Here is a 24,464-nt window from a genome sequence, read left to right as displayed (position 1 = left end):
GCTCGTATAGCCATCACACTCACTCCTCGATCGGAGTGTTGCGACGATGGCTGGAACTCAAGCGCTGCGGAGGGTGCGGACGTCTTCGATGATGTCCCACGTGCGCGTCTCCCGCAGCGAGAACTCATACTCGGCCGCTGCGTTCGCCTTCACCATCCGTACCAGCGCGTCGACGGCGAACGAGTAGTGCTGTGTCGACACCCCGAGCAGGCGCCGTGACGGAGGCCGCCCGAGGTATCGCTGTTCGAGGAGCGCCACCTGCTCGACGACCTGCCTGGCGTACCCCAGGAACTCCACGCCGTCGGTGGTGAGCGTCACGCCGCGGGCCGAGCGGAGGAGAAGGACGCGCCCCACTCTGTTCTCCAGATCCTTCATCGCCGCCGACATGGTGGGCTGGGCGACGTAGAGCAGATCGGCGGCGGCGCTGATCGAGCCCTCCGCGGCGACCTCGATGTAGTAGGTGAGTTGCTGCAGAGTGATGCCGCTCGAGCGCTTAGCCATAGCCTCAGACTATGTCACGGCATAGCCGCAGCACATTTCTCGATGGGCCGCACAGCCGCCACCATGGAGAGACCCCTTTTTGCGAGGCCGAGCCCGGCCGATCAGCCCACCGATTGGCACCTCCATGGCGCACGAATTCACGTTCCGCATCACGAAGACCCGTTTCGACGAGGACTACTCTCCGTCGGACGATTCGCGGATCACCACGAACTTCGCCAATTTGGCGCGGGGCGAGCATCGTCAGCAGAATCTCCGCAACGCCCTGACAATGATCGACCGTCGGTTCAACGATCTCGCGGACTGGGACAACCCGAATCGCGACCGCTACACCGTCGAACTCGAGATCGTGTCCGTCGCGGTGCAGTTCGCCGCAGAGGGTGAGGATCAGGAGTTCCCGCTGCTCGAGGTCCTGGACATCCGGATCCTCGACCGTCTCACTGGAAAGCGCCGTCAGGGGATCGTGGGGAACAACTTCTCGTCCTACGTCCGCGACTTCGACTTCAGTGTGCGGCTGCCGGCGGCCAGTGAGGCTGCGGGCGGTTTCACCGTTCCCGCCGACTTCGGTGATCTGCACGGCAAGCTCTTCCAGCACTTCCTCGACTCGGCGGCCTACCGGGATCGCTTCACTGGGTCGCCGGTTATCTGCATCAGCGTCTCGACGAGCAAGACGTACCGTCGCACCGAGAATCACCATCCGATCCTCGGCGTCGAGTACGAGCAGAAGGATCCCTCGCTGACCGACGAGTACTTCGGCAAGATGGGGCTCTCGGTCCGGTACTTCATGCCGCGCGGAAGCGTCGCACCGCTCGCGTTCTACTTCCGCGGTGATCTGCTCGGCGACTACACGAACCTCCAGCTCATCGGCACCATCAGCACGATGGAGACGTTCCAGAAGATCTACCGACCGGAGATCTACAACGCGAACTCGGCTGCAGCGAAGGTCTATCAGCCGAGCCTCGAGCAGCAGGATTACTCGGTGACGAAGATCGCCTACGATCGCGACGAGCGCAGCAGGCTCGCGGCCGAGCAGGGGAATTATGCGCACGAACACCTCATGAAGCCGCACGGCGACCTTCTCGAGCAGTGGGCGGCCAACTCCCTCGTTCCTGTCGGATGACGAACGGAGAATCACCGACCATGAACACGCTGCTTCCCACCTCCATCGTCGGCAGCCTGCCGAAGCCTTCCTGGCTCGCCCAGCCCGAGACCCTCTGGTCCCCCTGGAAGTTGGAGGGTGACGCGCTGGTCGAAGGCACGCAGGATGCGCTGCGCATCGCCGTCCAGGAGCAGCGGCACGCGGGCATCGACATCATCAGCGACGGGGAGCAGACGCGCCAGCACTTCGTCACGACGTTCATCGAGCATCTCTCCGGTGTCGATTTCGAACAGCGCGAGACGGTCCGGATCCGCGACAGGTACGACGCGAGCGTGCCGACGGTCGTCGGCGCCGTGAGCCGCGAGGAGCCCGTGTTCGTCGAGGACGCGAAGTTCCTTCGTCAGCAGACCGATCAGCCGATCAAGTGGGCACTACCCGGCCCGATGACGATGATCGACACGCTCTACGACCGCCACTACAAGAGCCGCGAGAAACTGGCCTGGGAGTTCGCGACGATCCTCAACCAAGAGGCGAGGGAACTCGAGGCGGCCGGAGTCGACATCATCCAGTTCGACGAGCCGTCTTTCAACGTCTTTTTCGATGACGTGCAGGACTGGGGTGTGGCAGCACTGGAGAGGGCCGCCGAAGGGCTGCGCGCGGAGATCGTGGTGCACATCTGCTACGGCTACGGGATCAAGGCGAACACGGACTGGAAGGCGACTCTCGGGGAGGAGTGGCGCCAGTACGAGAAGTCGTTCCCGCTTCTGCAGCGATCGAGCATCGACACCATTTCGCTGGAGAGCCACCATTCGCACGTCCCGCTGGACCTCATCGAGCTCATCCGGGGCAAGAAGATCATGCTCGGAGCCATCGACGTGGCCAGCCACTCGATCGAAACCCCGGATGAAGTCGCGGACACGCTTCGGAATGCGCTTCGTTTCGTCGACGCCGACAAGCTCGTCCCGAGCACGAACTGCGGCCTGGCACCGCTGCCTCGTGACGTCGCGCGCGCGAAGTTGCGTGCGCTCAGTGCTGGTGCCGACATCCTTCGCGAAGAGCTCACGACCGGGAGTCACTGACCACCCGAACTATCGATGGGCGGGACGCGTCCCGCTCAATCGTCGATGTCGGTGCCGACGACGGCGAAGTCCGCGCTGAAGTCGATGTCGATCGAGCGGTTCTCTGACGTGAGGACCGAGGCGTCGTACGGGCTCACGTCGTCGCCGTCGACGTCGAGCTCCGTGATCGTCCCGTCGGCCTCGGCGAGTGCGGCGGTGACCAGCGAGCGGATCGTCTCGTCGTCCAAGCTCAGGCTGGCGGCCGTGTCGTCGCCGTCGGCCGGGTCGGTCGAGATGACCGAAGCTTCGAGCCCTTCGTCGACGCGGACCTCGGTCTCGTCGCCTGCGGCGTTCGCCAAATGCACCTCCCAGGTGCCGTCGCGTTTCGCGTCGATCGACGTCACATCGCCGTCGGCTACGCCGCGCGCGGCATCCGCGATATCGATCAGCTCGTCGGCCGAGGCCGTTCCGATGCCGGCGGTTGGGGCGCCGCCGTCCGAGGACGCACTCGCGTCGTCAAGGCTGTCGTCGCTATCGGCCTGAGACGCGTCATCGTCGTGTGCATCATCGTGGTGGCGCTCGTCGGATATCGATGAATCATCATCGTCCCCGAATTCGTCTCCGATCGCCGCGCCGACCGCGATGCCGCCGCCGGCGAGCACCACGGCTGCCGCGATGCCGCCGCCGATGAGGAGCGCTCGCTTGCGGCGGGGCTTCGACTCTGCGGGAGCGGGCGCTGGAGTCGCCGCGGGAGCCGCCGGGTGCTCCGCCTGGCCGGATGTCGGCGTCACAGGAACCGTCTGAGCGTCGGGCCCGGGCTCCGGCGTGTGATGAGACGTGTGGTCGGGAGTCTGGTCGGGAGTGGGTGTCTTGTCGTCCATGTGATGATCGTCTCGCGCGGGCGCTGAAGCCACCCTGAAGCGTCCTGAAGCCTTCTTCAGGAACCGATGTTCCGGTCGATCAGTCGCCGAGGGGGAGCGTGAGCACGAAGCGGGCGCCACCCCAGCGGGAGTCGTCGACCACGAGTGTGCCGCGGGCGGATGCTGCGATGCTGCGTGCGATCGCGAGGCCGAGTCCGCTGCCCCCTGCGTCACGGCTGCGCGCCTCGTCGAGCCGTACGAAGCGTTCGAAGATCCGCTCCCGCTCCTCGGCCGGCACGCCAGAGCCGTCGTCCTCGACCGTGACGAACGCGTACCGATCCGATGGGGTCACGCCGATCGAGACTCGGCCGCGGCTGTGGCGGGCGGCATTGTCGGCGAGGTTGCGCACCAGCTGACCCAGCAGGCGCGGGTCGCCGTGCACCCGGGCGGCACGTATGCCGGAGCCGTCGACTTCGAGCCCCGCGGCACGCAACCGCCGTACCTCACCGAGCGCGATGTCGTCGAGGTCCGCTGCCTCATCGTGCGTGCTCGCGCCCTCGTCGAGTCGGGCGAGCAGCAGTAGCGATTCGACGATGCCCTGCAGGCGCAGCCCTTCCTCCGAAACGACCTCGGAGAGCTCGCCGATGCTCGTCACGTCGGGGTGGGCCTGTGCGAGTTCCGCATGCTGGCGGATGGTCGCGAGCGGGGAGCGCAATTCGTGTGACGCGTCCGACACGAACCGCCGCTGCGCGGTGGCGGCAGCATCAAGTCGATCGAGCATTCCGTTCATGGTGGTCGCGAGCGCGGCGATCTCATCGGCCGTCTCCGGCACCGGCACACGCTGGTGGAGCCGCTCAGCGGTGATGTCGTCGACGTGCTCGCGGATGCGCTCGACAGGGCGGAGCGCGCGACCGACGACGAGCCAGGTGGTCACCGCGACGAGAAGCAGGAGCAGCGGCACGGCGATGAACAGCAGGGCCGATACCGTCGCCAGGGTCTCCGCGTCGTCCTCCATCGAGATGGCGAGCACGAGAGTCCGGTCACCGTCGAGGTCGTCCGAGATGACAAGCATCCACTCCTCGTCGACGATGAGGGTCTGAGCGTCGTCGGAGACGGGGAGCGCGTTCGATCCCAGCGCTTCGCGGGCGTCCTCACTGGCGGCACGGACGGATCCGTCCGGCCCGATGAGCTGCACGATCTCGTCGGCTGCGTCGATCGCGTCTGCGCCGGAGCCGTCAAGACGTCCGGCGAGTTCGTCGAGTCGCTGCTCCGCCGCGCGCTCGGTGCTGTCGTGGATGCTGGCGCTGAGAACGCCATAGAAAGAGAATGCGCCGATAAGCAAGGCGACCGCGACCACTACAGTCGCCCCAAGCGTCGTCCTGCCGCGCACCGAACGCCAGCCTCGCACCGGGCGCCAGCTGCGGCTAGCCACCGTCCGCCGCCAGCCGATAGCCCGCACCGCGGATGGTCTCGATCGCCTCGCGGTCGAACGGCTTGTCGAGCTTGCGGCGCAGATGCCCGACGTAAACCTCGACGATGTTCGGATCGCCGTCGAAGTCGTCGTCCCAGACGCCGTCGATGAGGGTGCGCTTCGACAGAACCTGCCCGCGATGGCGCATCAGATACTCCAGCACGGAGAACTCCCGCGCGGTCAGAGTGACGGCGGTCTCGCCGCGCCAGACGCGGTGCGCAGCGGGGTCGAGCCGCAGATCGCCCGCTTCCAGGATCGCCGGGCGGGCGACGGCCCCGCGGCGGACGAGCGCGCGCAGGCGGGCCACCAGGATCGCGAACGAGAACGGCTTGGTGACGTAGTCGTCGGCCCCGGTCTCCAGCGCCTCGACCTGATCCCACTCGCCGTCCTTCGCGGTGAGCATCAGCACGGGCGTCCAGTTCTCCTCGGCGCGAAGCGCCTCGCACACCTTCCACCCGCTCATGCCGGGCATCATCAGATCGAGCACGATCGCGTCGTAGCGCGTCTCCCGTGCCCGCCACAGGCCGTCGACGCCGTTGTGCGCGACATCGACGGCGAACCCCTCGGCCTCGAGACCGCGTCGCACACCCTCGGCCAGGCGCACCTCGTCGTCCACCACCAGGATCCGCATTCCTCCAGTGTGGCCGCTCGACGCTGAATCCGGGCTGAAGCGACGCACGACAGGACCGTAGAGTGGGGGCATGTCAGACCCGGTCGAGTTCATCCGGACGGCCCCGTTCGGCACTCGGATGACGGTACGCACACGCATCGATGGGGGCTTCACCGATGCGGTCGGCTACCTGCGCGAGCGTGATAATGACGAGTGCATCCTCGAAACGCGTCGTGGTCTGGTCACCGTTTCCTTGGACCAGGTCCACTTGGCCAAGGCCGTGCCCCCTCCGCCACCGCGCCGGGCGCCGCGTACCTGAACTGATTCGCGCCCCGTTCACCGTGTCGCCAGGTCGTGGTCATCTCTCACCGGTAGCGTTCCGGGAAACGGCGGCCGAGGCGAGGAGCCGAACGATGCGCAGCGCTGAGTATCCCCTCCCTGGGCAGACCCTTCTGCACTTGAGTGACACCCACCTGACTGCGGAGGGCGCACGTCTGTTCGATCTGGTGGATGGCACCGAACGGCTGGCCCGCGCGCTAACGGTCTTTGAAGCATCCGGTATCACGCCCGACGCGATCGTCTTCACCGGCGACCTCGCCGACCTGGGTGAGCCTGCCGCCTACTCAACCCTTCGTGGCCTTGTTGAGCCGTTTGCCGAGCGATTGGGTGCGCGCGTGCTGTGGGTCATGGGCAATCATGATGACCGTGGGGCGTTCCGCGAACGGCTATTGGATGAAGCGGCCGACCTGCGGCCGATAGATCGGGTGGACGAGATCAACGGGCTGCGCGTGATCACTCTCGACTCGACCGTTCCGGGCGAGCACTATGGCGAGTTGCGCGACGAGCAACTTGAGTGGCTTCGGGATGAACTGGCAACGCCGGCACCGCTGGGGTCGATCCTCGCGATGCATCACCCTCCCGTGCCAAGCGTGCTGCCGTTGGCTGTGAGCGTCGAACTGCGCGATCAGTTGCGGCTCGCCGAGGTGCTGCGCGGCACCGACGTGCGGGCGATCATCGCCGGTCATCTGCATTACTCGACCTTCGCGACATTCGCGGGCATTCCCGTCTCGGTCGCATCGTCGACCTGCTATTCGCAAGACCTCACAGTGCCGACCGGTGGCACGCGTCCGCAGGACGGCGCACAGGCCTTCAACCTCGTGCATGTATTCGATGACACGGTGGTGCACTCGGTAGTGCCGATCGACGTGCCGCGGACACTTGAACACATCGACGCGGCCGAGGTCCGTCGGCGGCTCTCCGCCGACGGTATCGGCCCGTTCAGCGCACGATCGGCGGATGCTCCGACTGAGCCGATCGCCCGGCATCGCTGACGTCGGCACGCTCCCACGGTGGCAGCACCGGGAACATCCGCTCCAGCGCCCCGCGAATAGCGCGGATTCTGATTTCTTCGGGGAGTTCTGTCTCGCCGCCATCGTTGAGGCAGAACATATCGACATCAGTTCTTTCAGCGAGCCGCTCCATGCGTCGCAGTGCGGTCAAGAGCGTCGTGTGCACGTAGCGCACTCGAGGTTCGCTGGTGGCGACTGCCCGCCCGGTCATGAGCGCGTAGTAATGGAAGAGGCTGTTGGTCACTGAGATGTCGGCGGCGGAGCGGAATCGAGATGCCGCGGTGCGCTCGAAATCCTCCGGAAACTCATGTTCGAGCTCGGCCATGACGCTCTTGCGCAGCGGAGTGGCGCAGTGTGAGAGGTCGCGCGTGATCGTGCGGCCGAATCGGGCTCTCAGGAGTTCCCGGTTCACTCGAAGGCCATTGTCGTGGCCGCTGCGATGCGGCGCGGGGGATCCGGTGCCGATGCGCACCTCGGACTCGACGAACTTCGTCACCCCGGCCGCCGTGAAGAACAGCTCCGGGGAGACCACTCGACCGAAGAACATGTCATCGTTCGCATACAGGAAGTGTTCGGCGATGCCAGGGATCCGGTGCAGCTGCGCCTCGACGGCGTGCGAGTTGTGGGTGGGCAGGACTGAGGGATCGGCGAAGAAGTCCTCGCTGCGCATGAGCGTCACCTTTGGGTGATCGATCAGCCAGGCGGGGGCGGGGGAGTCGGTCGCTATGAAGATGCGCCGTACCCAGGGGGCGTACATATGAACGCTCCGCAGCGCGTAGCGCAGTTCGTCGACATGACGGTACCGGGCAGGACTGTCATCGCCCTCGCCGACGACGTACTCCGCCATGTGTGCTGCCCGCTGGCGCTGGAACTCACTCGTGGATCCGTCGACCCATGAGAAGACCATGTCAACTTCGTCGATGAACTCGTGCGGCTGCGGATCGAACATGCCCGCGATCGTGCGCCACTGGCGCCCATAGCGTTCGATGGTGGCGAAGGAGAGATCGTCGCGAGGGATGGTGCGACGCGTGAGCGCATTGTCGTTCGGAGCCTCGACGAGATCGTCCTGTAGGCGCCAGAACTCCACGCGCACCCCGAGCGAGGCGCCGTAGCGCAGCGAGCGATTCGTCGTGATGCGTGGGCGATACACGCGCACGGCCCGTGGGCCGGCAGCCTGCTCAGCGAGCGGCGCGGATGCTTCGCTCGCGAGCACGGGCGGCTGCTGCTTTGCTTTGATGTACAGGGGTTCGCCATCGCACACTTTCGCCAGCGCAGCCATGACTGCAGCATGAGCATTGACGTCGACCACGAGCGCAGGGACCGAGTGATCGTTTCGGATCAAGACGACCTCGATCCCGGCGCCCTCCAAAGCGGCCGCGACCAAGAACAGGTCATCGATACGCGCCTGTTCCGGTGTTACTGAGTCATGGACGATGTGCAACACACCCCCGTCAAGGACGACGTCATCGCGATCAAGCAGAGCAGACCACGGATGCGGTTGTTCAGGGACGAGTGTGAGTGTTGGCATCGATACCTCTTTCGTGACGCGACAGGAGCTACAGGCGCCGAAGCGCGAGAAGGCGGGTGGACCCGGGCGCGAACGTCACTTCAGGCACCACCGGATACAACACACCGCGCTGCCAAATAATTCCATGGCTGTTCGGTGTGGATTCGGCGTGACTGCCACTCGACACCGTTAGTCCCGAGCCATCGCCCAGGCTGAGGAGCAGTGCGGGAATCGTCCATGGAATGCACACGCACACCCTGTGCTGATGGTGACCGAAACGGCAGATTCGATGGGTGATCGATATTTCAGTCGAAGAGCCAGTGGCCCGGTCCGGAGCATTCTCCGCGGCGAATACGTACGAACAGGTTTATCCCGGCGTCTGGCGGGTGCGCATTCTGCAACCGGAAGAAGTTACTCCGGTCAGTACGCGCAGCTTCGGTGCAGACGAGGACGGATTGTCTTCGCTTCCGCATGTCGATGTGTGTCCCGTCAGAGTGGAGTACCGGCGCACGAGCCGCGGGATTGAAGTCCGCCATCAACTGGACGACTCCGAGAGCATCTACGGCCTCGGGCTGCAGCTTCGCAACTTCCGGCTCAATGGGCGGAAAGTGCATTTGCGAGTGAACGCCGACCCGCAGAACGATTCCGGCGACTCGCATGCTCCAGTGCCTTTTTACGCGTCGACCGGCGGGTACGGGGTGCTCGTCGACACAGCGCGATACGGCACCGTCTATGTCGGATCGGCCGCGCGGCGAAGCGAGCATTCTCCTCGCTCGATGAGCGGGGGAGCATCCGTCGGAACTGATTCGCTGCCCGTCGCCTACACGCGTGACTCTGCAATCGGGTCCGAAGTACTGACAGAGGTGCCGCATGCCGGCGGAGTCGACGTCTACATCTTCGCCGGCCCGAACATCCGCGAGGCCGTTCAGCGGTACAACCTGTTTGCGGGTGGCGGCGCACATCCGCCGCGCTGGGGACTGGGGTTCTGGTACCGCACAGCCACGGATTTCACCCAGGAAGACGTCACTCGGCAGGCGACGGAGCTGCGTGCTCGCGGCATCCCGTGCGATGTCATCGGCATTGAGCCGGGATGGCAGAGCGCCGCGTACTCGTGCTCCTACGGATGGAGCGATCGCTTCCCTCACCCGGAACGCATGGTCGACGATCTCGCTCAATTGGGGATGCGGGTGAACCTGTGGGAGCACGGCTTCGTTCATCGCTCCGCCACGATCCATGACGAACTCCTTCCGCTGAGTGGTGACTTCCGTGTGTGGGACGGCCTCGTCCCCGACTTCGTGGAGTCGCGAGCGCAGGAGGTATTCGCCTCGGCGCACGTACCGCTGGTGGATGCCGGCATCGCGGGGTTCAAGCTCGACGAGTGCGACAACTCCGATTTCACCGGCGGTTGGTCCTTTCCCGAACTGTCCTCCTTTCCATCCGGCGCGGACGGCGAGCAGATGCACAGCCTGTTCGGAATCCGGTACCAGGACGCGACTCTGAAAGCGTTCGCCGCATCCGGCGAGGACACTTACGGCCTCACAAGGAACTCGCACGCCCTTGCAGCGCCTTACCCCTTCGTGCTGTACAGCGATCTTTACGATCACGCCGAGTTCATCCACGCGATCGCCCAATCCTCGTTCAGCGGGCTGCTGTGGGCCCCTGAAGTTCGCCACGCCACAGACAGCGTCGATCTGATCCGGCGCCTGCAGACCGCCGTGTTCTCTCCGATCGCGATGGTGAACGCGTGGTATCTCGCACAGCCGCCGTGGATTCACACCGATACCACGGCGAATCTCGCGGGGGAGCGCGCGGCGGACGCGGAAGAGATCGAGGAAGTCTGCCGACAGCTCATCCGCCTTCGGATGCGATTCGTTCCCTACCTGGACGCAGCGTTCGCCGACTATCGCCGGACGGGCCTGCCACCGTTCCGTGCCCTGGTGCTCGATCACCCCGATGACATCGAGACTCACACCATCAGCGACGAGTTCATGGTCGGTGCGGATATCCTCGTCGCACCGATGACAGCTCAGCAGACGGAGCGCTCCGTCTATCTGCCGCACGGGCGATGGAGGGATTTTTGGACCGGTGAGCTTCTCACAGGCGGCACGAGACTCGTTGTCTCGCCGTCGATCAGCCAGATCCCGGTCTTCGTCAAAGATGGTGCCGTCATCCCTCTCGCCGTCGCGGTCATGTCAACAGACGAGATCGACGAGATCGAGTGGGTGCACTTCGGCGACGCGCCGCCGCGGTGATCGGTTTGTCCATATATTGAGAATGGATTGGGTGCCGGTCGGCTCTGTCTGCTTCGTAGTCTGAGGGTCCTGGTGCCATGCCATCCATGCGGAAACGGTCCGCGCATGCACCGAAAACACAATGTCGATCACGAGGAAGTGTCACATGAGAAGAGCATCCCGCACCAGGGGTATCATCGCGCTGGCTGGTCTGGCAGTCACGGCCCTTGCCGTCTCCGCCTGCTCAGTCGGCTCGATCGGAGGAGGTGACGAAGAGGGCGTCACGATCCGTCTGACGAACTTCAACACCGAAGACGCCGTCGAGTACTCGAACTTATTGATCGAAGGATTCGAAGCCGAGAACCCGGGAATCACAGTCGAGTTGGACACCATCCCGTCCGGATCTGAGGGAGACAACGTCATCAAGACCCGACTGAGCTCGGGCGACATGACCGAAGTCTTCGCGTACAACTCCGGATCGCTGCTGCAGGCCATCCGGCCAGATGACTTCCTCGTGCCGCTGGATGACGAGGAGTGGCTCTCGCACATCAGCGACTCCTATCTCCCCGCCGTGAGCACCGATGCGGGCGTCTACGGCGCTCCGTCGGGCGGGACGACCCCAGGCGGCGTCATCTACAACAAGCGCATCTACGAGGAGCTGGGACTCGAAGTCCCGACGTCATGGGACGAGTTCCGCGCGAACAACCAGGCGATTCTCGACAGCGGCGTCGCCGCGCCAGTGCAGCAGACGTTCGGCGACAGCTGGACGGCGCAACTGATCCTCCTCGCCGACTTCGCGAACATCGCCGCCGAGGACCCGGATTGGGCGGCGGATTACACCGCCAACAAGGTGGGGTACGCCGACGAGCCGGCTCTCAGCAGCTGGAAGAACGCTCAGCAGGTGTACGACGATGGCTTCCTGAGCGCCGACTACGCATCCGCGCTCTACGACGACGGCGTGCGAGCCGTCGCCGAGGGCACCGCGGTGCACTACCCGATGCTCGCGGGAGTCATCGGTGCGGTGGAACAGAACTACCCCGACAAGATCGACGACATCGGCATGTTCGCGATGCCTGCACAGGATCCGGAGAACACTCGTCTCACGCTCTTCCTGCCGGGCGGCTTCTTCATCCCGAAGTCGGCAGAGGGCGCGAAGCTCGAAGCTGCGAAGAAATTCGTCGCCTACACGCAGTCCGAGGCGGGCTGCCAAGCGCTCATCGACGCAGGCGACACCGGGCCGTTCGCCAACGACCGTTGCGCCGTGCCCGATGACGTTCCTGACGCCATCAAGGAGCTGCAGGCCTATGTGGATGCCGGTGACACCGGCCCAGGTCTGGAGTTCGTCAGCCCCCTCAAGGGTCCGAACCTGCCGCAGCTTGCAGTCGAGGTCGGCTCCGGCATCCGCGATGCGAAGAGCGGAGCCGAGCTGTACGACCAGGATGTCGCGAAGCAGGCTCAACAACTCGGCCTCGAGGGCTGGTAACAGGAATCTGATCGGCCACCCGCCAGAAGATACGGCGGGTGGCCGCTTGACGGAGAGACGCGATGACAGTGACCACGACAGAGACAATGCTCACTACAGACGCGGGGGCGCCCAAACGACTCTCGTCGTCAAAGCGGCTGATGAAGTCTCGGTACCCCCTGTGGTTCCTCCTGCCCGGAGGACTGCTGATGATCGTGGTGTTCGTCGTCCCCACGCTGTCGTCCTTCTACTTCAGTCTCACGCGGTGGACGCTTTTCGAAGCGGACTTCATCGGGCTGGACAACTTCGTCACCTTTTTCCGCGACCCGCAGCTGCTCGGCAGCTTCCGGAACACCTTCGTGTACGCCATCATCACGAGCGTCGGGAAGGTCGTCACGGGGCTGGCCCTGGCCGTCCTGCTCACCGGACCGATTCTCGGCCGCGGCTATCTCCGCGCCGTGATGTTCTTCCCGGTCCTCGTCTCCGCCGTGGGCATCGGCATCACCTTCAAGGTGCTGCTGAATCCGATCGATGGTCTGGTCAACACAACGCTCGGATTCTTCGGGTTGCCGGGGCCGGGTTGGCTCACCGATCCGTCGCTCGCCCTCATCTCGGTCGCGCTCGTCGATGTCTGGAAGGGCGTCGGCGTGTCGACCCTCATCTTCATGGCAGGCCTGGTCGCGATCCCTCGGGACTACTACGAGGCCGCACGAATCGATGGTGCGAGCAGCTGGCGGCTCTTCCGATCGATCACGCTCCCGCTCGTGCGTCCTGCAATGACCACCGTGGTCCTCCTCAACGTCATCGCCGGTCTGCGCTCGTTCGAGCTGATCTGGACCATGACAGGCGGGGGACCGGGATTCACGAGCGATGTTCTGGGATCGGTCATATACAAGCAGTATGCGGCCGGCTTCTACGGGCTGTCCACGGCAGGCAACGTCGTGCTCTTCCTCGTGGTGGCGCTCATCACGGTCCCCATGCAGATACGGTTCCGGCGACGTGAGGTTCAGCAATGAAATCGTCCGCTCCGCGCGTCCGAGGGATCATAGCGATCGCGATCTCGGCCGTCGTCTTCCTCGTGCCGTTCGTGTTCATCTTCCTCACGGCTTCCAAGACGGCAGCTGACGCCTCACGCTTCGAGTTCACGTGGCCCACGAAGTTCGTGCTTCTCGAGAACATCGCCGAGGTCTTTCAAGCCAGGGACTACGTCATCGTCCGAGCGTTCATCAACAGCACGACGCTGACCGTGACGAGCGTGACGATCATGGTCGTCCTCGCCGCCGCGATGGGTTACGTCATCCAGCGCCGTGCCGGATTATGGACCAACGCCACGCAACTGCTCATCCTCGCCGCGCTCATCGTGCCGACGGCCATTGTGCCGACGATCTGGGTGATGCAGAGCGTCGGGCTGTATCGCACGATGTTCGGCATGATCCTCATCGAGGTAGTCGGCGGCCTGCCCTTCTGCGTGCTGCTGGCATCCGCCTTCGTGGCGACGATCCCTCGTGAGCTCGACGAAGCCGCCGTGGTGGATGGCGCCGGTCCACTGCGAGTCTTCTTCACTATCGTGCTTCCTCTGCTCAAGCCCGTCATCGTGACGATGATCGTGGTGCAGTCGGTCGGCGTCTTCAATGACTTCACCGGGCCTCTCTATTTCCTCCCAGGGAGCGAGAACGTGACCGTGCAGGCGACCCTCTTCAACTTCCAGAGCCAAACGCTGAGTCAATGGAATCTGTTGTTCGCCGACGTCCTGCTGATCACGATTCCGCCGCTCGTGCTGTACATCTTCTTCAACCGCCAGATCGTCGACGGCATGGTGAACGGGGCGGTCAAGGGATGAGCGACCGACCTTCGGCGGCCCTCGCCGAGCTGCCCCTCGGTGCGGTGCGCCCGTCTGGTTGGCTCGTACGCCAGTTGCGGCTTCAGGCGGACAACATCACCGGTCGCCTCGAGGACATCTGGCCGGATGTCGGCGTAACGAGCGCCTGGAAGGGCGGCGACGGCGAGGACTGGGAGCGTGGACCGTATTATCTCGACGGTCTGGTCCCGCTCGCGTGGGTGCTCGACGACTCCGATCTGAAGAGCCGCGCGATGCCCTGGATCGAATGGATGCTGTCGTCGCAGACTGGCGACGGCCAGTTCGGACCATCGACCAGCGACGACTGGTGGCCGCGGATGGTGGCGCTCAAGGCGCTCACCCAGTATGCGGACGCTACGGGCGACGAGCGCGTCGAAGGCTTCATCGAACGATACGCCCGCTATCAGCTCGAGAACCTTCCCGCCCGGCCGCTCATCAGCTGGGGTGCAGTCCGTGGCGCTGACAATGCGTTGTCGATCTGGTGGCTGCACGATCGGCGCCCGAGCGACGAGCTCCGTCGCCTGGCGCTCCTCCTCGAGGAGCAGACCGTCGATTGGCATCGCGCGCTCACGACCGATCTGCCAGAGGGAAAGGTCCACCGCTTTCAGCACGTGACGCATGGCCCCAACGTCGCGATGGGCCTGCGCGCCGAAGCGGCATGGTATCTGAGCGACGGCGATGCGGCCCGCGCAGTCCGGCCGATCGAGCAGATCGAGCAACTGCGTCTGCTGCACGGCCAGGCGCACGGGTGGTTCTCGGGCGACGAGTGGCTCGGGGGGACCGAGGCCACGCAGGGGATCGAGACGTGTCAGGTGGTGGAGTCGATGTTCTCTGCAGCCACCAATCTCCGCGTCTTCGGCGACGCCACGTGGGGGGACGAACTCGAGCTGCTCGCGTTCAACCACCTCCCGGCGTGTTCTGATCCCGAGATGCGCGGTCACCAGTACCTCCAGCAACCGAACCAGATCGCCGCGACGGTCGCTCGGCGCGGATGGTCGTACTCCACTGACGACGCCAACATCTTCGGCCTCGAGCCGCATTTCGGATGCTGCACGGCCAATCTTCACCAAGGATGGCCGAAGTTCGTGCGCTCACTCTGGCTCGCCGATGGCGACCGGCTCGTGGCTGTCTCGTACGCGCCATGCACCGTGGCGGCGACATGGGGCGGCCGTGAGATTCGGGTCGATGTGGAGACCGATTATCCGTTCGAAGAGGAGGTCCGCCTGCGAATACGGACCGGGGCGTCCGGGACTGTTGACGGAGCGCTCGCCCTGCGCATCCCCGCCTGGTGCGATGACCCATCGCTCACAGCGGCAGGGGAGCCCTTCGAACTTCGACCGCGTGAGGGCTTCGCCGACGTCCACCGCGAATGGAGCGACGGGGATGAGCTCGTCCTACGCCTGCCACAACGAATCCGCACCATCGACCGCCCGCGTGGAGCGGTGGCTGTGCGCCTCGGACCTCTCGTCATGTCCTTGTCTCCAGGAGAGAACTGGCTGTCTGTCCCGGCTGCTCCCGGCATCGGCGAATGGCACGTGACTCGCCGCACCAACTGGAACCTGGGTCTGGTCGTCGACGGACCACGCGGTCGCGAGTCGTGGCGAACAGGTCGCGGAGCGGTCGGCGCACTGCCGTTCCACCGATCCGCACCGCCGGTCTCCATCGACGTGATGGCCGGCCAGATCCCCTCGTGGGCGGACGACGGAGCCGATGCCTCGCCGCCGCCGCAAAGTCCGGATCCATCCTGGGTCGTCGTCGAGCCCAACCGGCTCGTCCCTTATGGCTCGGCGCGTCTGCGCATCACCGAGCTGCCCGTTCTCGCCCTCCGCGGCGAAGGAAGTGAAGAGTGAGCATGTCCGTCACCCCCAGCGTGTCTCAGGCACGCATTCCGTCGACCCATGCGGTCACGGGTGTCCGCACCGAGCACGCCGATCCGACGTGCTGGGTGGCGACGTCCCGTCCGCGTGTGAGCTGGCGGAGCGTCGCGACAGGGTCGGACTGGACCCAGAGCGCGGCCGATGTCCGGCTCGTCGGAGACGATGCGGTGATCGAGACGGTGCGATTGGAAGGCCCAGCGAGCATCTTCGTGGCGTGGCCGTTCGCCCATGCTCTCCCGGAACGCGAGGCGCGATGGATCCAGGTTCGTACCGCCGACGCCGACGGTATCTGGAGCGACTGGAGCGTGCCACTCGAAGCGCGCAGCGCCGCTCTGGAACTGGGACGTTGGCAGGCGAATCCGATCGCGTCGGGCACAGGCGCGGGGATCTTCCGTCGTGAACTCGCGCTTCGTGGACCGGTGCGACGAGCGACGCTCTATGCGGCGGCGCAGGGCGTCTACCAGGTCAGCATCAACGGCGTCGATGTCGATGACCATGTCCTCAAGCCGGGGTGGAGTTCGTACGATCTGCGCCTGCCATACGAGACCACTGACGTGACGCCCCTGATGGCAGCGGGAGCCAACGTCATCGGAATCCGTCTCGCCGGGGGGTGGTACAGCGAGCGCTACAACCGGCACGCGCACGACGAGCCGACGTGGGGGGACACACCATCCGTCGCCTGCCTGCTGGTGGTCGAGTACGAGGACGGTACGTCCGAGGACATCGTCACCGACGGATCTTGGCGCACATCTCACGGCGAGATCGTCCACACGGGGATCTACGTCGGCGAGTCGGTCGACGCGCGACTCGAGCCGCACGGCTGGCCGTCCCCTGGATTCGATGATGCAGATTGGATCTTTGCGGTCGAGACTGAATGGCAGGCGACCCCGACCCCACGCATCGGACCTCCCGTGCGGGCCATCGAGGAGCTGCCTGCCGTCTCGGCGCATGTCTCTCCCGCCGGTGCGACGATCCTCGATTTCGGGCAGAACATCGCCGGTCGACTCCGCGTTCGCGTGCGCGCGCCGCGCGATACTGTTCTGACCCTCCAGCATGCCGAGGTGCTCGAGCACGGCGAACTCGCTCTGCGGCCGCTGCGAGCGGCGACCGCGACCGACACGTACGTGCACGACGGCGTCGACCGCGTCTGGGAGCCCGAGTTCACGTTCCACGGCTTCCGTTACGCGAGCATCGACGGGCTACCGGGCGGTACGAACCCGGCGGACGTGACTGCTGTCGTGCTGCACAGCGAGATGACCCGCACCGGATGGTTCGACTGCAGCGAACCCCTCGTCACGAAGCTCCACGAGAACGTCGTGTGGTCGATGCGGGACAACTTTCTGCATCTGCCCACCGACTGTCCGCAGCGCGACGAGCGCCAGGGATGGACCGGCGACATCCAGGTCTTCGCCCCGACGGCGGCGACTCTGTTCGATGTCGGCGGTTTTCTCGCGTCATGGCTGACCGACCTTCGCCTCGAGCAGGAGGAGCGCGGCACCGTGTCGTTCATCGTCCCTGACATCGTGAAGCGGCCGAGACCGCCCGCGGCCGCATGGGGTGATGCAGCAACTGTCGTGCCGTCAGTGCTCTACGAGCGGCTGGGTGATGCGGGCGTGCTCGCCGACCAGTTCGAGAGCATGAAGGGGTGGGTCGAGCAGATCCGCGCAGCGGCGGGCGAGAGTCGGCTGTGGCGCGGGGGATTCCAGTTCGGTGACTGGCTCGATCCGGATTCCCCACCCGACGATCCCAGCGCCGCGAAAGTACCTGCCGAGATCGTCGCGACCGCTTACTATGCCAAGTCGGCCGGACTCGTCGCACGTGCGGCGCGAACCCTCGGCGACGAGGCATCGGAACGCCACTACGCCGCGCTGGCCGAGGAGGTGCGCAGCGCCTGGACGGATGAGTATGTCGACGCGGCCGCAGGCCGCGTGAGGTCGGATGCGGCGACGGCCTACGCCCTGGCGATCGTTTTCGACCTCGTCCAGGGCGATGAGCGCGTCGCTCTCGCTCAGCGGCTCGTCGAGCTTCTGGACGAAAGCGACTACCGTGTCCTCACCGGATTCGTCGGCACACCCCTGCTCGCCGATGCCCTGACGTCGACAGGCCACGACGATGCAGCGGCTCGCCTGCTTCTGCAGACGGAGTGCCCATCCTGGTTGTATCCCGTGCGCATGGGAGCCACGACGGTCTGGGAGCGCTGGGACTCCATGCTTCCGGACGGCACGATCAACCCGGGGGAGATGACCTCGTTCAACCATTATGCGCTCGGCGCCGTTGCCGACTGGCTACACCGCGTCGTCGCAGGTCTGAGCGCGGATGCGCCGGGATACTCGCGTATTCGGGTCGCACCGCGACCGCTGGCGGGGTTACATCGGGCGACCTCGGTGATCGACACTCCCTACGGCAGTGCGAGCGTCGGCTGGGCGGAGACTCCCGATGGTTCGCTCCGTGTCGAGGCCGAAGTGCCTGCCAACACGACGGCCGTCGTCGACCTTCCGGGGGCGGACGAATTCGCCGTCGGATCGGGGAGACACAGCTGGACGATCGTCGATGCGCGGGGCGATCCGGCCGAGCCCATCGGTGTGGCAGATCGAGTTGGGAACCTGTCGTCATGAGGGTGACTGTCTGGAATGAGAACTTCCACGAGTCCCGGGGAGAGGAGCCCGCCGTGCGATGGTATCCCGCGGGCATCCACGCCGTGATAGCCGAGGCGCTCGAGGCGAGGCTGGGGCCCACTGCCGAGGTTCGCACAGCGACGATGGAGCAGCCCGAACACGGCTTGAGCGCCGAAGTGCTCGGGCAGACCGATGTCCTGCTTTGGTGGGCCCACATGCGTCACCACGAGGTGGACGATCAGGTAGTCGCGCGAGTCGTGGATGCTGTGCACGGAGGGATGGGCCTGCTCCTGCTGCACTCTGCCCACATCTCCAAGCCCTTCCGAGCGCTCATCGGATCCACCGGTGCTCTGGAATGGCGCAACGACGGCGATCGGGAGCTCGTGTGGACGGCGAGCCCCGCTCATCCGATCGCCGCGGGTATTCCGCATCCCATCGTCATCGACGATCAGGAGGTATATGGCGAGCCGTTCGACATTCCTGCGCCAGACGACGTCGTATTCATCAGCAGTTTCTCCGGAGGCGAGGCCTTTAGATCGGGCGTCACTTTTCGCCGCGGTCGCGGGCGGATCTTCTACTTCTCGCCCGGCGATCAGGACTACCCGGTCTATCACCAGCCCGAGATCGGGGACGTACTCGCCAATGCGGTGCGATGGGCCACACCAGACGGGGCACGCGGCGTGCGCGAGTCCGCTCACCGTCGGCCCGTCGACTCGTCCGCACTTGATCGACCATCTGATAGGACCGCTCCATGACATCGTCCCCTCCCCCCCTCAGTCTCATCGGCACCCCTGCGCGCTGCGGTCGTGGGGATCGGCTGGGCCGGCCAGCAGCACATCCAGTTCTACGACTCGATCGACGGTGTCGAAGTCGTCGCGCTTGCCGGGATGGAGACCGCCTTGCTCGGACAACTCGCCGAGCAGTACCGGGTGACGCGGACTTATGCCGACTGGGCCGACCTCATCCGTGAGGGCGGGCTGGATGTGTTGAGTATCGCTCTGCCGACCGCGATGCACGCTCCTGTCGCCATCGCCGCCCTTGAAGCGGGCATCCACGTGCTCACCGAGAAGCCGATGGCCAACAACGCCGCGGCCGCGCAGAGCATGGTCGATGCGGCCCGAGCGAACGGGCGCGTACTCGACGTCGCCTTCAACTTCCGTCGACGCGGTGAGATCGCCGCGCTGCGTCGCGCGGTCGACGACGGGCTCTTCGGGAGGCTGTACACGGTCAAGGCCTCGTGGCTTCGGCGAAGTGGAATCCCCGGGCTGGGCACGTGGTTCACGGATCCCGAACGCGCCGGCGGCGGTCCTATGATCGACATCGGCGTGCATGTGCTCGACTACACGTTGCATGTGCTCGGCGAGCCAGAGGTACTTGCTGTGAATGCGAATACCTACGCAGAGTTCGGAACACGCGGACGCGGCGGGATGAAGGATCTCTCGCGGGCCGGAGACTTCGAGGTCGAGGACTACGCGGTGGCAATGCTCCGGCTCGAGGGAGGCGGGACCGCCTTGGTCGAGGCGAGCTGGGCGCTTCTTCGTGAGGAGGAGGACGAACTGCGGCTCGTTCTCTACGGCACGGAGGCCGGTGCAGATGTCGTCCTCCGCCAACCGGGCGAACCGGGCTCGATCACAATCTATCGCGACGATGCAGAAGGAGCGGCTGCGGACGATCTCCTCGAGTTCGGCGCGCACGGCGGACACGAGCGAGTCGTCTCCGATTTCGTAGCGAAAGTGCGCGCCGGCGATTCGAGGTGGGCACGGCACGACGGCAGCGAGGCGCTTGCGCGCACACGGGTGATCGACGCGATCTACCGGTCTGCGAGCGAGGGACGCGAGGTCCGCCTCGACGAGGCGGTCACGGCCTGATCGTGGGGGTCGCGTAGCGGCTCGGCGGTACGTCGTACACATTGCGGAAGACGCGTGAGAAGTACAGCGGATCCTCGTACCCGACACGGCTCGCCACCTCTCGCACGTTGAGTCCCGTCGTGCGAAGCAGGAGGGCGGCGGCACGCATGCGTTCCGCGCGGACCCATGCGCCGAGAGAACTGCCCTTGTGTTCGCGAAACAGACGCTCGGCGGTAGCGATACTGCAGTCACCGATGCGGACGATCTCGGTGAGCGTGAGCGGTCTGTCCAGGTTCTCCGCAATGTAGTCCACCATCGTTCCCAGCCGAGAGGGCGGACTCGGGAGCACGCTCCCGCCCCCGCGCATCCGCTCGTCCTCTCGCAGGATCAGTACTCCGAGCGCTCTCGCGACGGTCTCATCGAACGGTGCCATGATGAGGGTCTCGACCGCGTAAGACCCGAGTTCCACGAGGGAGCGCGCCGGGGCGTTCTGATTGAGCCGGAAGGCCGCGGGGCCTTGGATCGCATCACCGCGGCGATGCGAGTCTTCGCCCAGCGGATCGCCTGCGTCATGTGGCACGTGCGGCACGACCGTGACGCCGAATGCGTGCCAGGGGACGACATGGACGGTTCCGACGTGGAACGGGTGGTGCCGGTCAGCTGTGTACTCGACGCGATGCCGCCAGGGCAGACGCAGCAGGGTTCCCGGCGAAAGGTCGAAGCGCTTGCCTTGGCAGGACACCGTTCCTTCGCCGTCAACGGCCCAGATGAAGAAGACGCTCTGCACATCGGGGTTGACGATGCGTTCACCGGGACGAAAGCGGTACCAGTTGGCGATCGCGACGACAGGGCCGCCGTCGTCGTCACGAAGTTCGCGCGGTGTGTGCTCAGGACGCGTGTCGGTCATAGAGGGATGCTACGCGTTTCGACGTGATCGAATCGTCTATGTATTGAGACGCGTCTGCCTGCGGATCGGAAGACGACTCGCATAACCTGGTTCAGTGAGGTTGCAACGGGATGCGGATCGCGGTGCTCCCGCATCGGTGCTCACCGGTGCCGACGGAACCGGGTTCTCGGACTGCGAGCCGTGGCGGATCGACGCGGCGCGTGGTGAGGATCGGGTCGTGCGTCGGCTGCCCGGTGTTCTCGCGGGAAGCATCGTCAGCCCCGGCGATGAGCTGGCTTGGATCGTGCTGCCGGTCGGAACCGAAGATACCGAGACGCGCTTCGAAGCCACGGCAGTCGCGGTGGATGTGCTGTTCGACGACGGCCGATGGCTGAGCGAAACCGGCCTGGCAGACCAGTATGGTGGCGGCTCCGGCGCCCGTGAGCAGGGCGAAGCCCGTCGCCTGTGGCCTGATCAATGGAATCTCCGGCGAATCAGCATCGACTCGCTGGCGGGAAAGCGCGTCGTCGAGACGGTCGCGGTGCTGCGCGGATCGCAGCACCGCGCCGTGACCGCGTACGTCGACGGGGTGAGTCTCAGCCAGCATCGCTCGTCGGCTGAGTCGCTCCAGCAGGTCGATACTAGGCGCGGCACCCACTCGTCACCCGCCTTTTCACGCGGCAACACGGCGCCACTCGTCGGGCTGCCGCACGGTGGCGTCTTCGGCCTTCCCATGACGGATGCATCTGCCGTCGACTGGGCCTACACGTACGCCGCGTCCGGCGTCGATCGAAGACCCGCGTTGCAGGCGTTCGCGACCTCGCACATCTCCAGTCCGTGGATGAAGGACTACGGCGTATTCCAACTCATGCCCAGCGCCTTGCGTCGCCCCGACACAGGACGTGAGGCGCGGGCGCTGACCTTCGATCGCTTTCGTGAGGACGCCGGTGCGCACCGCTACCGTGTCGAGTTCGACGGTGGTATTGTCGCCGAACTCACCGCCTCCGACTTCGCTGTCGCTCTGCGGACGACCTTCCCGGGCGACGACGGATCGATCGTGCTCGACCACGCCGGTGTCCTGTCGGACGTCGACATCCAGCAAGACGGAGATGTCTGGATGCTGGACGCGGCGCTGGAATCGGAGGGGGAGAAGCCACGCACCTTTGTCCACGTGCGCATCGCAGACGTGGCGACGACTGACGTCCGCGTCGAAGCCGGGCGCCTGAATGGCTTCGTGACGGTGCACGCAGGCAGGGTGCCGGTCGACGCGATCGTCGGGCACTCGAGCGTGGACGTCGCGCATGCACGAGCGAACGCGCTCCACCCCGGCGGATTCGACGCGATGCTCGAGGAATCCGCTCGGCGGTGGCAGGAGGCGCTCGACATGATCGTCCTTGACGGCGCGACGCAGGATCAGCGTGTATCCGTCATGTCGGGGCTCTATCGCGCTCTGCTCTACCCAACCAAGTACGGCGAGCCGGCGCTGGACCGAGCCGGACTGGTCTCGCGCTCGCCGTACGACGGGGCACTCGTGAAGGGAATCGTCTCGGCGTCGAACGGATTCTGGGACACCTATCGCACCGCGTGGCCGTTGCTCACGCTGCTCCAGCCGGATGCAGTGGCAGAACACGCCGAGGGATTCCTCGCACACGTTGATGCGTCGGGGTGGACGCCGCGCTGGAGCGCGCCCGCGGCCGAGGACTGCATGACGGGTACGACGTTCGACCTGGTCTTCGCCGACCTCGTCGTGAAGTCCGTCCGCGGTCTCGACCTCGAGCGTGGCTACGCCGCGGCCCGCAAGAACGCGCTCGTTCCCGCGGAAGACCCGCGGGTCGGTCGGAAAGGACTCGTGCCCGCGATCTTCCGCGGCTTCGTCTCGACGGAGGTGCTTGAGGGCCTCTCCTGGACGCTCGACAGTGCTTTGAACGATGCCGGGATCTCCCGCATCGCACTTCTCCTCGCCGAAGAGCGACATCGGCACGGGCGCAAAGCCGACCCCGACCTGGAAGCGGAGGCGGAGTACTTCGCGCAACGCTCGATGGGTTACGCGGAGGTCTTCGATCGTGAGCGCGGATTCTTCATCGGACGTAACGCCGACGGCTCGTGGCGAGGTGACTTCGACCCGCGCGAGTGGGGTCACGACTACACCGAGACGACGGCCTGGGGTACGGCCTTCACCGCTCCGCACGACGGCGCGGGGCTCGCGCGACTGCATGGCGGCGAGGAAGCGCTCGGTCGCGCGCTCGACCAGATGCTCCGCGAGCCTGAAACTGCCTCCGCCGCACTCCACGGGCACTACCCGTACGTCATCCATGAGATGCGGGAGGCGCGCGATGTCCGGTCGGGCATGCTGGCTCTGTCGAACCAGCCGGCGCATCACATCCCCTTCATGTACATGTTCTCCGGCCGCCACGACGATGCACACGCCCTCGTCCATGACGCCCTCTCACGACTCTTCGTCGGTTCGGACTTCGGGCAGGGCTACCCCGGGGACGAGGACAACGGCGAGATGAGTGCGTGGTACATCTTCGCGACCATCGGGCTGTATCCACTCGTACCGGCGTCGGGAACGTATGTCCTCGTGCCGCCCTCGGTTCAACGGACGAAGCTCGCTCCGAGTGGCGGCCAGCCGATCGAGATCGTGGTCTGCGGGGGACAGATCGGCGACCGATTCATCCGGCGCGTGCGAGTGGACGGGGTCGAGTGGAACTCGATCTCGATCGATCACGCGACCCTCGCACGGGGTTGCGTGATCGAGTTCGATCTCTCGTCGACGGCGACCGGATGGGCGGCCGACTCCCGCCCGTACTCCGCGAGCGATGGGCACGGCAATCGCGAGCCGATGAGAGACCTCGCCGAGTCGACGGGCACTCGTGGCAGCATCCGTCGTCCCGAACTGCTCACGGACGATCTCGGAGCCGAGGCTGTGACATTCGCGGCGGACGACGATGCCGAGATCTCTCTCACCGCGCCAGCCGTGGTCTCGTTTCTCACGGTCACGGCCGCGACGCCGGACGTTGCCGCCCTGCGCATCGAGCTGCTTGATCGCGACGGTCGCGTACACGCATCACGTCACATCGGGGAGCCCGGGTTCGAGTGGCCGGGCGAGACCCGTGTGCTCCGTGCGCCGGGTCGGGACTCCGGCGTCGTGTCTCACGCGCTCCGGATCATCGCCGAGGGGCCGGCCCGACTCACTCAGATCCAGGTGTTCGGTTTGAGCGGCCCCTGGATCTGAG

The 24,464-nt window shown here is 65.5% G+C and carries 18 protein-coding genes and 1 pseudogene; 13 read left to right on the top strand and 6 right to left on the bottom strand.

The features are described 5' to 3' along the window. Positions 1-63 precede the first annotated feature (63 nt). Positions 64-501: pseudogene (locus IEV67_RS15810) on the bottom strand (LysR family transcriptional regulator); the annotation flags it as partial. A gap of 124 nt (positions 502-625) precedes the next feature. Here IEV67_RS15810 and IEV67_RS15805 point away from each other — a divergent pair. Both IEV67_RS15805 and IEV67_RS15800 read left to right on the top strand, forming a co-directional pair. Then, positions 626-1,618, top strand: coding sequence for a DUF1852 domain-containing protein (locus IEV67_RS15805; protein WP_188437523.1), 993 nt, complete (start codon positions 626-628; stop codon positions 1,616-1,618). Between the two features lie 20 nt (positions 1,619-1,638). Continuing rightward, positions 1,639-2,676, top strand: coding sequence for a methionine synthase (locus tag IEV67_RS15800; protein ID WP_188437522.1), 1,038 nt, complete (start codon positions 1,639-1,641; stop codon positions 2,674-2,676). Positions 2,677-2,711: 35 nt separating this feature from the next. On the opposite strand, the gene IEV67_RS15795 is transcribed toward IEV67_RS15800, so the two are convergent. The 3 genes from IEV67_RS15795 to IEV67_RS15785 form a co-directional block, all read right to left on the bottom strand. Further along, positions 2,712-3,536: a hypothetical protein gene (locus IEV67_RS15795; protein ID WP_188437521.1), complete on the bottom strand. Its 825-nt coding sequence runs from the start codon at positions 3,534-3,536 to the stop codon at positions 2,712-2,714. A 79-nt stretch (positions 3,537-3,615) separates the two neighbouring features. Next, complete coding sequence (locus IEV67_RS15790) at positions 3,616-4,905, bottom strand: sensor histidine kinase (protein ID WP_188437548.1); 1,290 nt, start codon at positions 4,903-4,905, stop codon at positions 3,616-3,618. Between the two features lie 34 nt (positions 4,906-4,939). Next, positions 4,940-5,617 (bottom strand): response regulator transcription factor, encoded by a 678-nt coding sequence (locus IEV67_RS15785; protein ID WP_188437520.1) that lies wholly within the window; start codon positions 5,615-5,617, stop codon positions 4,940-4,942. 70 nt (positions 5,618-5,687) lie between these two features. Between IEV67_RS15785 and IEV67_RS15780 the strand changes: the two genes are divergently transcribed. Then, positions 5,688-5,915, top strand: coding sequence for a ferrous iron transport protein A (locus IEV67_RS15780; RefSeq protein ID WP_188437519.1), 228 nt, complete (start codon positions 5,688-5,690; stop codon positions 5,913-5,915). A gap of 94 nt (positions 5,916-6,009) precedes the next feature. After that, positions 6,010-6,927 (top strand): phosphodiesterase, encoded by a 918-nt coding sequence (locus IEV67_RS15775; RefSeq protein WP_188437518.1) that lies wholly within the window; start codon positions 6,010-6,012, stop codon positions 6,925-6,927. On the opposite strand, the gene IEV67_RS15770 is transcribed toward IEV67_RS15775, so the two are convergent. Continuing rightward, positions 6,875-8,473, bottom strand: coding sequence for a stealth family protein (locus IEV67_RS15770; RefSeq protein ID WP_188437517.1), 1,599 nt, complete (start codon positions 8,471-8,473; stop codon positions 6,875-6,877). The two genes, IEV67_RS15775 and IEV67_RS15770, sit on opposite strands and share 53 nt — an antisense overlap. Before the next feature lie 272 nt (positions 8,474-8,745). On the opposite strand from IEV67_RS15770, the gene IEV67_RS15765 reads away from it, so the two are divergent. The 8 genes from IEV67_RS15765 (at position 8,746) to IEV67_RS15730 (ending at position 20,363) form a co-directional block, all read left to right on the top strand. After that, on the top strand, positions 8,746-10,704 hold the full coding sequence (locus IEV67_RS15765; RefSeq protein WP_306441002.1) for a TIM-barrel domain-containing protein: 1,959 nt from the start codon (positions 8,746-8,748) through the stop codon (positions 10,702-10,704). A gap of 145 nt (positions 10,705-10,849) precedes the next feature. Further along, complete coding sequence (locus tag IEV67_RS15760) at positions 10,850-12,166, top strand: ABC transporter substrate-binding protein (RefSeq protein ID WP_188437515.1); 1,317 nt, start codon at positions 10,850-10,852, stop codon at positions 12,164-12,166. 140 nt (positions 12,167-12,306) lie between these two features. Then, on the top strand, positions 12,307-13,161 hold the full coding sequence (locus IEV67_RS15755; protein WP_188437514.1) for a carbohydrate ABC transporter permease: 855 nt from the start codon (positions 12,307-12,309) through the stop codon (positions 13,159-13,161). After that, entirely contained in the window at positions 13,158-13,985 is an 828-nt protein-coding gene (locus IEV67_RS15750; RefSeq protein WP_188437513.1) for a carbohydrate ABC transporter permease, read from the top strand. The genes IEV67_RS15755 and IEV67_RS15750 overlap by 4 nt, the downstream gene beginning before the upstream one ends. Next, positions 13,982-15,853: a beta-L-arabinofuranosidase domain-containing protein gene (locus IEV67_RS15745; protein WP_188437512.1), complete on the top strand. Its 1,872-nt coding sequence runs from the start codon at positions 13,982-13,984 to the stop codon at positions 15,851-15,853. Before IEV67_RS15750 ends, IEV67_RS15745 begins: the two co-directional genes overlap by 4 nt. A 2-nt stretch (positions 15,854-15,855) precedes the next feature. Continuing rightward, complete coding sequence (locus tag IEV67_RS15740; RefSeq protein WP_188437511.1) at positions 15,856-18,495, top strand: family 78 glycoside hydrolase catalytic domain; 2,640 nt, start codon at positions 15,856-15,858, stop codon at positions 18,493-18,495. Beyond that, a complete protein-coding gene (locus tag IEV67_RS15735) occupies positions 18,492-19,250 on the top strand; it encodes a ThuA domain-containing protein (RefSeq protein ID WP_188437510.1) in 759 nt (252 codons plus the stop codon). Before IEV67_RS15740 ends, IEV67_RS15735 begins: the two co-directional genes overlap by 4 nt. Positions 19,251-19,286: 36 nt before the next feature. Beyond that, the gene (locus IEV67_RS15730; protein ID WP_188437547.1) at positions 19,287-20,363 is read left to right on the top strand and encodes a Gfo/Idh/MocA family protein; all 1,077 of its coding nucleotides are present in this window, start codon (positions 19,287-19,289) and stop codon (positions 20,361-20,363) included. Here IEV67_RS15730 and IEV67_RS15725 read toward each other — a convergent pair. Then, positions 20,353-21,249: an AraC family transcriptional regulator gene (locus tag IEV67_RS15725; protein ID WP_188437509.1), complete on the bottom strand. Its 897-nt coding sequence runs from the start codon at positions 21,247-21,249 to the stop codon at positions 20,353-20,355. The two genes, IEV67_RS15730 and IEV67_RS15725, sit on opposite strands and share 11 nt — an antisense overlap. Before the next feature lie 94 nt (positions 21,250-21,343). Between IEV67_RS15725 and IEV67_RS15720 the strand changes: the two genes are divergently transcribed. Next, a complete protein-coding gene (locus IEV67_RS15720) occupies positions 21,344-24,463 on the top strand; it encodes a GH92 family glycosyl hydrolase (protein WP_188437508.1) in 3,120 nt (1,039 codons plus the stop codon). The last annotated feature ends 1 nt before the right edge of the window (position 24,464 follow it).

Source organism: Microbacterium murale, assembly GCF_014635185.1.
GTDB classification, from domain to species: Bacteria; Actinomycetota; Actinomycetes; order Actinomycetales; family Microbacteriaceae; genus Microbacterium; species Microbacterium murale.
Note: the sequence above shows the minus strand (reverse complement) of the source record. Positions and strands in the feature narration are given on the sequence as shown.